Annotated in this window: 14 protein-coding genes and 1 pseudogene; 2 read left to right on the top strand and 13 right to left on the bottom strand. The window is 34.5% G+C overall.

The features are described 5' to 3' along the window. Positions 1-3: 3 nt before the first annotated feature. On the bottom strand, positions 4-855 hold the full coding sequence (gene menB / locus CBF37_RS05990) for a 1,4-dihydroxy-2-naphthoyl-CoA synthase (RefSeq protein ID WP_206168041.1): 852 nt from the start codon (positions 853-855) through the stop codon (positions 4-6). A 96-nt stretch (positions 856-951) separates the two neighbouring features. Between menB and CBF37_RS05995 the strand changes: the two genes are divergently transcribed. Continuing rightward, positions 952-1,323 (top strand): hotdog fold thioesterase, encoded by a 372-nt coding sequence (locus tag CBF37_RS05995; protein WP_125983844.1) that lies wholly within the window; start codon positions 952-954, stop codon positions 1,321-1,323. 68 nt (positions 1,324-1,391) lie between these two features. Here CBF37_RS05995 and CBF37_RS06000 read toward each other — a convergent pair whose 3' ends face one another. The 9 genes and pseudogenes from CBF37_RS06000 to CBF37_RS06040 all read right to left on the bottom strand — a co-directional run bounded on the left by CBF37_RS06000 (position 1,392) and on the right by CBF37_RS06040 (position 8,602). Next, positions 1,392-1,700, bottom strand: a complete 309-nt coding sequence (locus CBF37_RS06000) for a rhodanese-like domain-containing protein (RefSeq protein ID WP_125983845.1) — start codon at positions 1,698-1,700, stop codon at positions 1,392-1,394. Between the two features lie 178 nt (positions 1,701-1,878). Further along, complete coding sequence (locus tag CBF37_RS06005) at positions 1,879-2,955, bottom strand: PTS sugar transporter subunit IIC (protein WP_125983846.1); 1,077 nt, start codon at positions 2,953-2,955, stop codon at positions 1,879-1,881. A gap of 183 nt (positions 2,956-3,138) precedes the next feature. Then, the gene (locus CBF37_RS06010; RefSeq protein WP_125983847.1) at positions 3,139-3,900 is read right to left on the bottom strand and encodes an ABC transporter permease; all 762 of its coding nucleotides are present in this window, start codon (positions 3,898-3,900) and stop codon (positions 3,139-3,141) included. Further along, positions 3,881-4,534, bottom strand: a complete 654-nt coding sequence (locus CBF37_RS06015) for an ABC transporter ATP-binding protein (RefSeq protein ID WP_125983848.1) — start codon at positions 4,532-4,534, stop codon at positions 3,881-3,883. The genes CBF37_RS06010 and CBF37_RS06015 overlap by 20 nt, the downstream gene beginning before the upstream one ends. A gap of 120 nt (positions 4,535-4,654) precedes the next feature. Then, a pseudogene (locus CBF37_RS06020) lies at positions 4,655-5,259 on the bottom strand (nitroreductase family protein). A gap of 16 nt (positions 5,260-5,275) precedes the next feature. Next, complete coding sequence (locus tag CBF37_RS06025; protein ID WP_165866655.1) at positions 5,276-5,707, bottom strand: MarR family winged helix-turn-helix transcriptional regulator; 432 nt, start codon at positions 5,705-5,707, stop codon at positions 5,276-5,278. Between the two features lie 139 nt (positions 5,708-5,846). Then, the gene (locus CBF37_RS06030; RefSeq protein ID WP_125983850.1) at positions 5,847-6,239 is read right to left on the bottom strand and encodes a hypothetical protein; all 393 of its coding nucleotides are present in this window, start codon (positions 6,237-6,239) and stop codon (positions 5,847-5,849) included. Between the two features lie 162 nt (positions 6,240-6,401). Next, positions 6,402-7,112, bottom strand: a complete 711-nt coding sequence (locus CBF37_RS06035; RefSeq protein ID WP_125983851.1) for a DUF4811 domain-containing protein — start codon at positions 7,110-7,112, stop codon at positions 6,402-6,404. Next, positions 7,112-8,602: an MDR family MFS transporter gene (locus CBF37_RS06040; protein ID WP_125983852.1), complete on the bottom strand. Its 1,491-nt coding sequence runs from the start codon at positions 8,600-8,602 to the stop codon at positions 7,112-7,114. The genes CBF37_RS06035 and CBF37_RS06040 overlap by 1 nt, the downstream gene beginning before the upstream one ends. A gap of 138 nt (positions 8,603-8,740) precedes the next feature. Between CBF37_RS06040 and CBF37_RS06045 the strand changes: the two genes are divergently transcribed. Next, positions 8,741-9,229 carry a MerR family transcriptional regulator gene (locus CBF37_RS06045; RefSeq protein WP_240626674.1) on the top strand — a complete coding sequence of 163 codons (489 nt, stop codon included), beginning with the start codon at positions 8,741-8,743 and terminating at the stop codon, positions 9,227-9,229. A 26-nt stretch (positions 9,230-9,255) separates the two neighbouring features. On the opposite strand, the gene CBF37_RS06050 is transcribed toward CBF37_RS06045, so the two are convergent. From CBF37_RS06050 to CBF37_RS06060, 3 genes are all read right to left on the bottom strand, one after another. Beyond that, positions 9,256-10,467, bottom strand: a complete 1,212-nt coding sequence (locus CBF37_RS06050) for a WxLIP family cell surface protein (protein ID WP_125983853.1) — start codon at positions 10,465-10,467, stop codon at positions 9,256-9,258. A 660-nt stretch (positions 10,468-11,127) separates the two neighbouring features. Then, on the bottom strand, positions 11,128-11,529 hold the full coding sequence (locus CBF37_RS06055; RefSeq protein WP_125983854.1) for a DUF4809 family protein: 402 nt from the start codon (positions 11,527-11,529) through the stop codon (positions 11,128-11,130). 124 nt (positions 11,530-11,653) lie between these two features. Beyond that, positions 11,654-13,813, bottom strand: a complete 2,160-nt coding sequence (locus CBF37_RS06060; RefSeq protein ID WP_125983855.1) for a HelD family protein — start codon at positions 13,811-13,813, stop codon at positions 11,654-11,656. Positions 13,814-13,942: the final 129 nt, after the last annotated feature.

The raw sequence follows: 13,942 nt of genomic DNA on the forward strand, positions 1-13,942 counted from the left end.
TTATTAAGGAAACTTAGGAAATTGATCAAAGTTCGGATCACGTTTTTCCTTAAACGAATCGCGTCCCTCTTGAGCCTCAGCCATAGTATAATATAGCAGCGTTGCATCACCAGCTAATTGCTGTACACCAGCTAGTCCATCAGTATCAGCATTCATCGACGCTTTTATCATTCTTAATGCCAAAGGACTGTGTTTTAACATATCATATGCCCAGCTCATAGTTTCATCTTCAACTTGTTCAAGCGGTACGACTGTATTAATCCACCCCATATCAAGTGCTTCTTGAGCGCTGTACTGACGACACATAAACCAGACTTCTTTAGCTTTTTTATGACCAATAACTCGTGCTAAATACCCTGAACCGTAACCACCGTCAAAGCTGCCGACTTTCGGTCCTGTTTGTCCAAAAACAGCATTGTCAGCTGCAATTGTCAAATCACAAAGAAGTTGTAAGACATTACCGCCACCGATAGAATAGCCTTTAACCATAGCAATGACGGGTTTAGGAATAACGCGTATTAATCGTTGCAGATCCAGCACATTCAGACGTGGAATATTGTCTGTTCCCACATAGCCGCCATCACCACGGACTTTCTGGTCACCACCCGAACAAAATGCCTTATCTCCAGCTCCCGTTAAGATGATAACACCGATATCTTCGCAATCACGACAAATATTAAATGCGTCAATCATTTCAAAGACGGTGTTCGGTGTGAACGCATTATGTACATGCGGACGATTAATTGTGATTTTTGCTACCTTACCTTCTTGTTCAAATAAAATTTCTTCATAATTCTTAACTACTTTCCACTCTCTCACCTTAAGAGCCCTCCTTATTGTTTCTAACTGTTTCATTATACACAAAGAGCGTAAAATTAGGGTAAATATTGTTTGTTATTCAGTGAATAAGATATAATAAGTATGATACTTAACTAAATTGGAGGCTTTTTTATGAATCTCATCGACTTATTAAATATTTCTGTTCAATCACAAACACCGGAGCAAGTCATAATGACTATGCCTGTTACCGGCAAGCATCTTCAACCATACGGTGTTTTACATGGCGGTCTTAATGGCGTATTGATTGAAACAGCCTGCAGTCAGGGTGCTCTCTTAAATTTACATGATTCTGCCAAACATGCTGTCGGCATCGACTTACAAGTTAATCATTTAGCTCCAGTCAGCTCTGGTACCATCACAGTTATAGCTAAACCTAACCGAGTTGGACGGCTTATTCAAGTCTGGGAAGCAACAATTTATGATGAGCAGAACACAATTACCAGTGTTGGTCGTTGTACCCTGACAGCCATCACAAACAAATAAAAACAGCACCGTCTCAAAAAAAGACGGTGCTGTTTTGAATTGTCTGTTTAAATAATATGTATTTTAAATTAATTTTCATCTGATTTATCGATAAATCCTTGCCAAGCGTTCATTCCACCTAAAACATTTACCACTTGGTATCCCTTACTATTTAAAAATTCAGCCGCATGTGCTGAACGTCCACCACCCTGACATATAAGATAATACGTTTCATCATGAGATACTTTTTCTAGTTGATTTGCTAAAATACTTAATGGAATATTTTCAGCCATTTTTATGTGGCCTTTTTTAAATTCATGAACCTCGCGAACATCAATAATCCTTAATTTTTCATTATCAAGTTTTTGTCTAAAATTTTCGCTTTTTATATTATTCATTAATACCTATAACTCCTTGCAGTTTATTATTTAATTAAGCGTTTAACTTCCAATAAAGTGCTAAACCATCAATATAGTTATAATACAATTGTGTACTTTATTAAAGCAATTTGTTTTAATAAACTGATTCAATATAAAAAGACTCAGTATAGATATTATTTTTACTAAATAGCCTATATTAAGCTTCTTGATGAGCAAATACTATTTTCTCATCATATAACTTAAAAACCTTTTCAAATATAAATCGTGAAACAATGGCTATTGCTGTTGGAATAATAATCCAAGATACTAAAGCCATAAATATATTAATACTCATAGGCCCCATGTCTAATGACGTTAACGGACCAACCAAACCGACTAAACCAAAACCAGCTGAGTTAGGTGTACCTGATATTTGAAATAAAGCAACTGAAACAGATGACACTAAAGCAGTTACTAGACTTGGCAGCAAAATAATCGGATATTTGAATAAGTTAGGCATCATCATTTTCATAGCTCCTAATGCAATAGCTAACGTCACCCCGGACTTGTTAGTTTTCCATGAATGAACAACTAATACAATAGTTGTTGCAGCTACGCCCATTGCGGCAGCTCCCGCCGAAACCCCATTTAACTGAATAGCTAAACCAATAGCTACTGTTGAAATCGGTGAAATAATCAACACTGAGAAAAACATTGCAATCAGCGCACTCATTAAGAAAGGTTGTAACGTAGTAAATGAATTAATCAAATCACCGATAGTCGTTGTTATTTTTGAAACAAACGGCAAAATGAGCAAACCAACTAAGCCGCTTCCACCACCGATAATAATCGGTGCTAGGACTATCTTTAGCGAACCTAAACGCGATCCGAACAAATACGTTAAACCAATTGCAAGACTAGCTGTAATCATCGTATTAATCAGGTCTCCTGTTCCAGCTGAAATAAACATTCCTGGTTTTTCTGTTATCGGATTAATAATGGCTGGATTAAACTTAGTTACACCAGACCCTACGTAAGCCGCACCTGAAACAATAGCCATATCCAACGGTGCAAATTTAAATTGATGAGCAATTAAAGCACCGATAATCAAAGGTGTCGCAATTTGAAAAATGGTCACACTTTGCCCAATCAGCAAAGCTAGCGAATTGTTTCCAAATATTTTTAATATAGAAGACAATACCGCGTTGGGTAAAATCCCTACGATAATTCCTGTTGCTGTTCCTGCCAATACACGATTCAAAAAATCTTTACCTGACACTCGTTCATACGTCATACCTTTTCCCCCTAAAAGTTCATTCAGGTCAAATTCCTTACAACCTGCCAAACACTCTTCTCATTCATTTTCAATTCCAAAAAACAAATCAAATTCTAATGATAATTTAATGTACCGTATATTTTGTAAAATAGCAATAAAAAAAAGAACCCGACTGTCTTGGGTTCTTTTGTCTCACATCAATTAATTATTAAACTGTTGATGATCATTAAAATATTCTTTATACGCTCCATAGCCAGCGATAATTGCCCCCATGCTTGTGGTTGCTAAAATCATAAACGACACCATAATTTGATATTTGATTGCATGAACTGGATCGACACCTGCAAAAATCAATCCTGACATCATTCCTGGCAGACTTACCAGTCCAACAGTTTTAGTTGAATCGACAGTCGGCTGTACAGAAATTTTGATACTTGACTTTAATATACTCCGACTGGCTAATTTAATATCTGCACCTAACGCTAACTTCTCAAGAACCTGTTGGCGTTGATCATGAAATTGCTGATATAAATTTCGATAGCATAGACCAATAGCAATCATCGCATTATTCGCCACCATACCGGTTATCGGAATGACTTGAGATGGAACAAATTTTAGTGCACCTGATAGAAGTAGCACGCTGATGGTCACATATGTGCTAATAATAATTGCAACAAGAGTTTTCCAATAATGTTTATGCTGATTGGGATTACGTTTATAAGCATTCCAAGAGGCATTGAATACAATGAATAAACTCATCAACAGCGTTAAAACAATATTATCCACTTGAAAAATATATTTCAATACGTAGCCGATAATGGTTAGTTGAATAACTGCACGAACGACACCATAAATAATATCTTTTGACAGTCCCAATTTTTCTTTCATACTAATAGCCATCGCAATCAATACTAAAGCGAATGAGATAACTAGTGATACGTCATTAATGGCTAACTGATTCATGGACAACCTCTCCATTTCTAATTGTTAAAATATTTTGAGTTGAAGCTATTTCACTATCATCATGTGTCACGCGAATCATTGTCGTCGCATGATGATGAATATCATCAATCAAATTCAAGACAATTTTTTTACTGTCATCATCTAAACCTGCCGTTACCTCATCCAACAACAGCAACTTAGGCGGAAACAATAAATTTCTGACAAGAGCTACCCGCTGTTTTTCTCCGCCAGACAAGTCCACAATTTTTTTAGTTAAATAATCCTCGGTCAAATCAACACGCTGCAACTGCTCAGCAGCTAATTTTTCATCGTAAGCAACTTGTCTTACTTCAAAAGGGAATATCATATTGTCAGCGACAGTTTCTCCAAATAGTGTCGGTTGTTGAAAACAATATGAAACTTCCTGACGATACAGCGGCAGCGAATACTCCGACTGGCTTTTTTTTTGGAATAAGATGGACCCCGATGTTGGTGTTATCAATGATGCGATTAATTTTAAAAGTGTACTCTTACCACCACCCGACGGACCGACAATTGTCAGATACTCGCCTTCATTTACCTGAAAAGATACGTCTTTTACTATCTTTTGGTTCTCTGTCTCATATGTCACACGATTTAATTCTAATAATGCCATGAAGCTTCACCCCTCAGTTATGTCTATCATTCTTAAATTACTATCAATTATAGCACACGTAGAGCAGTTGTTATAAAGCAAAGACAATCGAAAGGGCAATCCTTTCGATTGTTTCAAATTTTATTTGAATGTTGTAATTTTCTTACTATCTAAACGAACGGATTCATATCCTGACTCAGTCGCTTTACCAACAGAAAGAATCATCACCGGCACATAACGTTCTTTGTTTAAACCAAAAGCCTCAGCTCATTGATCTTTTTCAAAACCACCTATCGGATTTGTTTCATACCCATGTGCTCGAGCAATCAGCATAAACTGCATTGCTGCTAAACTAGCATCAATCTTAACAACGTCATTCATTTGAGTTTTCGAGAAAGCTTCATAGTGCGGAACAATAGCTTGAACTTGTTGATCACGGACTTCTTTCGGCATTTTACCAGCAGTATGGGCCTGATCATAGATCTCTTCTGTTAAATCATGACATCTTAAATCGCCAAAGATTAGGACCATTGCTGAGGACTCTTCATTCTGTTTTGTATTAAAACGAATTAAAGGATGTAATTTTTCTTTTGCTGCTTCACTTTCAACTACCACAAACCGCCATGGTTGAAGATTTACTGAAGATGGTGCTGTTGTAGCTTCACTGATCATTTCCAACATTTCTTCATGACTGATTTTCTCCCAAATACTATTTCTGAAAAGTCATTTGTTTTAAATTGTGTCATTTCTATAAACTCCTTTTTATTTTTCTTCAATAGCTTTCAATGCAGACGTTAAAGACTCTAACAAACCTGATAAATTCGTTAAGTCTGTCTCATCAACATACGTACCTAATAATGCTTCGAATTGTTGATGCTTATGTTCACATGCAATTAATTTATTCTTTGCTGTATTAGTCAGTTCCACAAAAACCTCGCGATTATTTTTAGGGTTTCTTTGTCGCAAAACATGCCCTTCATTTTCTAGTACTTTTAAGTGCCTAGTGATAGCACCTTGGTCAATCTGCATTTCTTCTTTCAGTGTTGAATGCAGGCATGGACCTTTTTCTTGAAGAATTAGTAATAATTTATATCGGCTTAAACTAATTCCTACACGTTCTTCAAATATTTTAGCAATCTGCTGTTCCAATATTTTTACTTGATAAAAAACCTGATTTACCTGTCTCCCAGTCATCATTGTCCCCTTCCTTAAACAGTTGATTCGTCAATTGTTGATTCGTCAACTATAAACGATAAAAAAAAGAAATGCAATTATTTAAATCGGAAAAGTTTACACAGCGGTAAAATAAATTTTACTGCTGCATAAGCTTGTATTATGATAACTTGTCTTTTTTTTCTTTTTTGACATGCTGTTTAATGAATGAAATAACGACCAGTGTGACTAGTAAAAAAGCCGCCCATAGAATTTGTTTTACTGACAGTAAAATAATTACAATTAAAACAACTAGTTGATAGACATTAAATTGTTTTTGACGGAGACTCTGCCACGTCTTTTTGACTGGAGTAGTTCCAGTAATAATAATGACTAAGATAAAACATGCCTTTGAAAATCCACTATATATATCATTCGCTGAAAATAGATATCCCGCTATCAATAAACATAAGGAGCTGATTAACACGGCCCAATCATTTGGTAAGCCCACTGAATTTATTGTTTCTTCCGGTAATTGTTCTTTTTTTTTGGTATATATTTTTTTTAGTACCATAATTTTGGCCTCCTACAGGTACATAATCTAAGAAGAAATGATTCGAATACATGACTGGATAGTATCATATTACCTCTTAATAAAACAACCTTTTTAAGAAATTTTCAACTATTTTAGTTACTATCAAAAAAAGAATGAGACACATTTGCCTCACCCTGACTTTTATTTTTTTTGAATTTTTTCGACTGTCTCTTGAAATACTTTTGCTTGATAGTCAGCCCCAGCCTTTTCAGCTAATTGGTGTTGTGCCGCTTTATCTAACTTCGGATTTTTCATCATTGCTTCTTTTAATTGATTGGCTGCGAATGCTTTTGCATCGGATTCGATTTGGATTTTCTGATCCTGCATCGTTTTTTGTAGTTCTTTCGCCTGATCAGTTGTTAAAACATACCAATCCGATGGTACTTGAAATTCATTTTCTTCTTTAACAAATTCTTTTTTGCTGCCATTAATATGGAAGAAACGTTCAAAACCGCGATTTTTATAAACCCAATATGTTTTCTTTTCAATTAATTTTGGTGATTTACTATTTTTAATTACTTCATTAGTCACATAGTCTGTTCCTGTTGCTTTCGGTTTTTTTTGAGAATCTTTTGTTTTATATAGAAAAACTGTCTCTTCACCATTTCCCAATGGCTGATACAATAATAGTTTAGGTCCATTCGTGTCACCGCTCGACACAAGCGAAATTTCTTTCGTTTCCGTTACTTGTTTCATTCCGTAATGATTTGATACGTTCAAAACAATCAAAATGAGTGAAACAACAAACAACGCACCAAAAACAAAGGATACAACGGTTTGCCATATTTTCTTAGCAAACACATTAGTCAGCATAAATAATACCACACTGATAATTAAAATAAAGATAATCATTAGGCAGCCTCCCTTTCAGAATCAGAATCGGCTTCTTTATAAATGACTGATTCTTTCTTTAAAAATAAAGAAATAATCAGACCTACTAAACCAAAAATGATAGCGACAATAAAGGCTGCATGATAGCCAGATAACGTAGCATTTAAAACATCTTCTTTGAACGCTAAAGGTGTCGCTTTTGCCATTGATTTGTCTGGAATATTAGTTTTTGTGACATTCGTTAAGACACTAATCAAAATTGCTGTCCCAATGGAACTAGCAATCTGTCTAAAGGTATTATTTACTGCGGTACCATGAGTTATCAGATTAGTAGGCAAAGCATTCATACCTGAAGTTGTAACGGGCATCATAACCATAGAAATTCCAAACATACGAATCGCATAAAGTACTATAATATATACAACAGGTGTTGTCTCAGTTAAGAATGCAAACGGAGCAGTTGCTGCAGTTAAAATAAACATACCTGTAATAGCTAATCGTCTTGCGCCGTGCTTATCAAATATGCGACCGGTAATCGGCATCATAGCTCCCATTATAAGAGCACCTGGTAAAAGCATTAAACCAGAATGAAACGCTGATTCACCTCGAATATTTTGAATATATAACGGAATAACCATTTCAGCTCCAATCATCGCCATATTAGTTACACCAGCTAAAATAGCAGCTATTGTAAAAACTGGTGATTTAAATACACGCAATTCTAAAAACGGATTGTCTAAATGTAATTGGCGCCGTGCGAAGATAGCAATAAAAATAATACCGATAATTAACGGTAATAATACATTCATACTACCCCAACCATCATTTCCAACACTGGAAAATCCATATAATAAACTACCGAATCCAATTGTTGACAAAATGATCGATAAAATATCGATTTTAGGATTAGATAAAGGAATAACACTGCGCATAAAGAAAAATGCTAGAATGATAACTAAGATCACGATAGGAATGATCATACCAAACAAATCACGCCATTGATAATGGTCAATAATCCATCCCGATAAAGTTGGCCCTAATGCAGGCGCTAAACCGATAACAATCCCTGTCATTCCCATTGCCGCCCCGCGTTTTTCAGGAGGAAAAATAGTTAGCATAATAGTTTGCAATAAAGGCATAGAGATTCCTACACCAATTGCTTGTATTAAACGACCTAACAATAAAAATTCAAAATTAGGCGCTAAAAAACATTGAATAGTTCCTAGTAAAAATACAATCATTGCAAATAAGTATAAACTCTTTGATGTAAACTTATTCATCGTCCAAGCTGTGATTGGAATCATAATTCCATTGACCAGCATAAAACCTGTCGTCAACCATTGAACAGTCGATGCAGATATATCAAAGTCTTTCATTAAAGCTGGAAAGGCTGTCGCCAACAGCGTTTGATTTAAGACAGTACAGAATGTTCCAATTAAAAGAACACCTATTAAGATACCGCGATGATATGGTTTCCCGTAAATATCAAGCGGTTTTTGTATATTTTCCATCTATTTCACTCCTTGTGTTATTATTTTCTGAAAAACATAATATAGTTTAAATTTTTTAAAGTCATTTGTCAACCAGCTTGACATTAATGTTAAAAAAGTTACAATTTAAACATCAAATAATTATCAAGAGGTGCCAATGTGAAAATTCCGCTAAAGACTTTATTAACAAATCACGATATTGTTGTAGGCATTAGTGAGCTGAGTAAAATGACCAACGTCTCAACGAGACAGTTGCGTTATTGGGAAGAAAAGAACTTTATTCAATCAATTAAGAATCAAACAGATAACAGCTATCGCAGATACCAATTAAGAACAGTAATTAAAGTAACTATCATCAAAGAATATCTTGATGAAGGGTATAAATTGAGTAAAGCCGTTGAAAAAGCTGAAGAAAAAATAAAAAAAATAAATCGATTCAGACAGCTTTTAGCTCAAACACTTAAAGATATTGAATTAATCGATGACTCTAAAACAGCCTTTTCTTTAGGACCTTGTAAAGGATCTGCTGATAGTCTATATATCATTCATGATGAACAAACCAATCAGCTTGTTTACCAACAATATCCTCATGACAGTAAACCCGATAATATTAAATTAAAATCAGCTTTTGACATGCAGAAAAGGTAACAGACCATTTGGTCCATTACCTTTTTTTATTTTTTATCCGATGATTTCTTTTTCTTTGTCTTGCCAGTACTTGCACCGGCACTTGATTTTTTAGTCTTACTAGTATGCGAAACTGTTTTTTTGGATGATCCGGTAGCTTTTTTCTTAGTCTTACTTAATTGTACTGTCTTGTTTCTCATTTTTTTCTTGTAGAAAATAAAGCTACCCGCTGCTACTAAAAGAATAACTAGTGCAATTAATACATAGCCCCAAATTGAGAATCCTTGATTCTTATTTAAATTAACAGCCTCTTTATTTAACTTATTGCTGTCACTCTCGGAAATATTGAAATTCTTAGTAAAAGGCCACTTTTTATCTCCAGTAGACGCAGTCATTTTTAACGTATAATCACCAGCTTCTAAAGGTTCATCCTCCCACATTATCGGAAAATTATAATTAGAATTAGGGGCCATTTCCTGATTTTCTGCTACAGTCGATTTAATAACTCTATCAGACCCTTTTTTTGTAATTTTCGCATCAATCTTCAATTTTCCAAACATAACTGGTTCAATATTTTGAATATTAGCAGTCACTGCTGTATGATAATTAACTAAAGCAGGTTTTATTTTGTTTAGCTTTAATTCAGGCTCCACTTTACCATCATCTTCGCGAAGCATAATTGCCTTAACAACTTGGAATTTATTAACAATCTTAACACCCTTGGTATCTTCTGCATTACTCTTGTCATCTGGCAAATCTGCAACAAAGCCACCTAAAACCAGTCCCTTAAATGGCTGTTTCGGTAAAGTCATTTTAAATACAACATCTTCAGTCTTTCCAGGAGCAACATCAACGATCTTAGAACCACCTTCGACAAAAGTTGTAAACGGATTCTTTAATGATGAGTCTTGTTTATAACTTTTAGGTGGAATAGAATAGTCTATATTCCCATTCTGGTTAGTCTTTGCATTTGTTGGCGTTACTCGTATCTTCTTCTTCTTTTTTCCAGTATTCGTCACCCGTAGTTTTAAATCTTGTTTATCCCCGGGTCTTACTTTTAAGTCAAAATATGTCACATCTTTATTTTGCTGATTATCCGGCAACTCTGCTGACATAGTAAAATCAAACGCCTGATTGTCATTGTTGGATTCTTTTGCCGATACACTAATTGAATTTATAGTAAACGTCAATCCTATAAATATAGAAAAAATTACTAGATATAGAATGTTATGTTGACCATTTTTCTGAACATATTTCATATTTACACTCCTAACTTAATTATCATTTACGCTTATTATTATATATTATTTAAGTATGTTTTAAAAATAATTATTAAAAAATCACCATATAACCAAATAATTACAATAAAAACTTACTTTTATTTGTATAGATACTGTAAAATCAGTGTGTAGCTAACCATTTTTTTATCTCCATGTACTACTTGTAAGAGTATAACCAAATCACTAACTTTCATAGATACTTTGTTGCTTAAAAATAAATAAGTCTCTATTATCGAAATGTTCATTCTTTTTTAATTTGATAATAACCAAATTAAATTACATTCACATCCTTTAACTTTCTAGCGCTATCCACAATATCCATATATTTACTTAGTTGAACATAAAACCTCTACCAACATTCAACACAAGCAGTTAAAACAGACAGGACTACAACACTACCTAAAATAACTTTCTCACTCACTTTTTCTTTTTTCCAGATTTTTATATAGTATATAAATTTTTATAAGAATAAGTTGTTTTATATCCTGATAATCAGTATTTTTAACCATTATATAGATCGTTAAATGAACCAATGTTCATATCTCTATTGTAAAACAAATTATTGAAATTACTAAGTCTTTTTATACTTATAATACTAAAAAAAGACATGGAGTTTTCTCACCCCATGCCGCTTCTAATTTAGTCACAGGCTAATTCAAATGCGATATCTTCTACATTAAAAAGTTTAGTCAAAATTTCGACAGCTTCAGCGAAAATGATAGACGGTTCTTTGGGTAGATTATGCACAACAATCTCTGTGCTTCCAGATTGATAAATGTATTTATCAATCTCTTCCATTACTCGAATTGTTGTATCATTTTTTTTAAACACATCATAGTCAGCATCCACATCAAATTCTTGCGTCATTTTAAATCCTTGATTTTGAGCAATCAGACGAACTAAGTCATTCGTCGATAAAGTATCCATCGTTTGTGGGATACCATTTAAATCAAGATGATAAAAATCGGTTAAAACACTTGGACAGGCGTTACAACCGCCATTGAACAATTCACTTGTCTTAGTAATCACATAATTAGTCATTAATGCATTCTCCTTTTAAAGCGTTTTCTATATTATACCATAATTTGAGAATCACTCCTTGAGAAAAAAGACACAATAAATATAAAAAAACCGACCTTAACTACAGGTCAGTTTAGGAACAGCATTATTGATGAATTATTGTCGTCAATTTATCTTGATAACTGATATACAAACGTTTCATTGCTCGAGACGCTATTGTATACAGTAGCCTTTGATCACTGGTTGTTTCATAATTGATATTGGAAGCATTATAGATTAATACATTATCAAATTCCAAACCTTTACATAAAGTAATCGGCATAACTGTAACATTCAATGCGCTTAGTTCACTAAGCCAATTGTTCACAATTGCAGTCTCTGCTGCATTTTTAGTTACAATTGTTAATGCACTTCCTAATAATTGCTTAGAAATATGCTGCACTAATTGACAGAAGTCTATTTCTGATTGATACGAATAAAACGTCGGTAATTCACCCTCTTCACGAATCGGCACAATCGACATCTTTTGTTCAGCTGCAGCCAACTGACCAAAGAATGCTGTGATGGATGCAGTAGAACGGTAACTACTTAATAAATTATATCGCTGACAGCGTAGCCCTCTGCTGTCGAAGTCAGCATCTATGGCAGAAAAAGGAATATGTGCATTAAAAATTGCCTGGTTTTCATCCCCCACCATGGTGAATTTTGCTTTTGGAAATAAATCAAGCAGTAAGCTTATCTGAGCTGGCGTGTAATCCTGAATTTCATCAATCAGTATAAAACGCATTTTAGGTACTTCTAGCGCTTCAACCAAATGATGCTGCATTGTCAAAAATGCTACTGTCTCATCCACATGATACACTTCATCGCTGCTCCATTCGTAAGTTTCACCGGAGTACGTTTGATATATTTTTTGAAACATATATTCTAAATCCAACCAATCATTTTGTTTAATACCTGTGGTGATTGAGCGGTATTGTTTTTGCAATATTTTTTTAGCATAAGGATACACATTTTTTTCGGCGTTTTCAGATAAAACAGAGCCGAAAACTTTTTCCTGCATTTCCTCAGATAATGTTAGCACTTGATCTTGTACTTTATTTGAGCGAGCTTGTTTAGCAATACGTCGATTCCAATCGCTAACTAGTAATTGTTTTGTGGCTTGGATACGGTCAATCAAAGCAGAGTCTGATGGAGTTGACTGAAAAATAGAGGCAATCCGGTCTTTAGAGATGATTGTTTTATCTTTACGCTTTAAGGATTGAAACAATGCTGTATCATCAGTGAATAAATAACCTGCTTGTTTTATCATATCTGAGAACTTTTTGTCTCTCAAAACAGCTTCTGTCTTAGAAACCGTTGGGGCACTCACTCGATAAAAATGCGTAGTTTCATCAACCAGCTGCATTGGAAAATACTGTTTAACAAATTGCAGCATCGTCACATTCATCGGATTTTTTTCTCCTAAAGATGGTAAAACATCACTAATATAATCAATAAATTTATTATTAGGTGATAAAATCATAATATTATCTGATGTAATGTATTCTTTGTATTGAAATAATAAATACGCAATTCGCTGCATAATAGTTGATGTTTTACCGCTGCCGGCAACACCGTTAACTAATATATTGGCATGTTCTGTATCACGAATAATCACATTTTGTTCTTTTTGGATAGTAGAGGTGATGTCCCTCATTTGTGTCGTGGCATCACTTCCCAGGACTTCAAGCAGTACGTCATCTTGAATAGAAACGGATGTATCAAAATAATTAATTAATTTTTCAGCTTCTACGATAAACTGACGTCTTTGTTCGATACTGACATTAATTTGATGCTTATTCACCACATATGATGAGTGCCCCATCTCATTATTATAAAATAATTCAGCAATCGGCGAACGCCAGTCATAAATCAAATAATCTCCGGCATCATTGGCAAAGCCATTAATACCAATATAAAAAGGCTCTGGTTGTTCATCATCTAAAAAGTCAACGATGATTTTACCAAAATACGGTTTGGCTAGCAGTCGATCCACTTTGCTTAAAAATTCTTCCGCTGATTTAATCTTTATATTAAGTTGATCAATTTCACGATTTTTCATTTCTAAAGCGGCGAATGTATCCAAGTTATCAGAAATATTGGAAAAATTCAGGCGGACATCCCCCATCATTGTTTGAATATCGCTAATACCCTCGGTACGAACCCTTTCCAATAACGTTTCCAGTTGCCTTTTTCTAACTACCAGCTGCCGATACACATCTTGCAAATAAGCGGCTTCAACTTGATGTTCTGTCTGACTCATTATGGAACCTCCTTGATTATCACATGACTAAATAGAATACCATTAAACTAAGCAGACCGTCAACAAAAAAACCAGACATTTACGTAATGTCTGGCTTAATACCATTTAGTATAATTGTAAGTGATATCA

It is taken from the genome of Vagococcus vulneris, assembly GCF_003950515.1.
Lineage (GTDB): Bacteria > Bacillota > Bacilli > Lactobacillales > Vagococcaceae > Vagococcus > Vagococcus vulneris.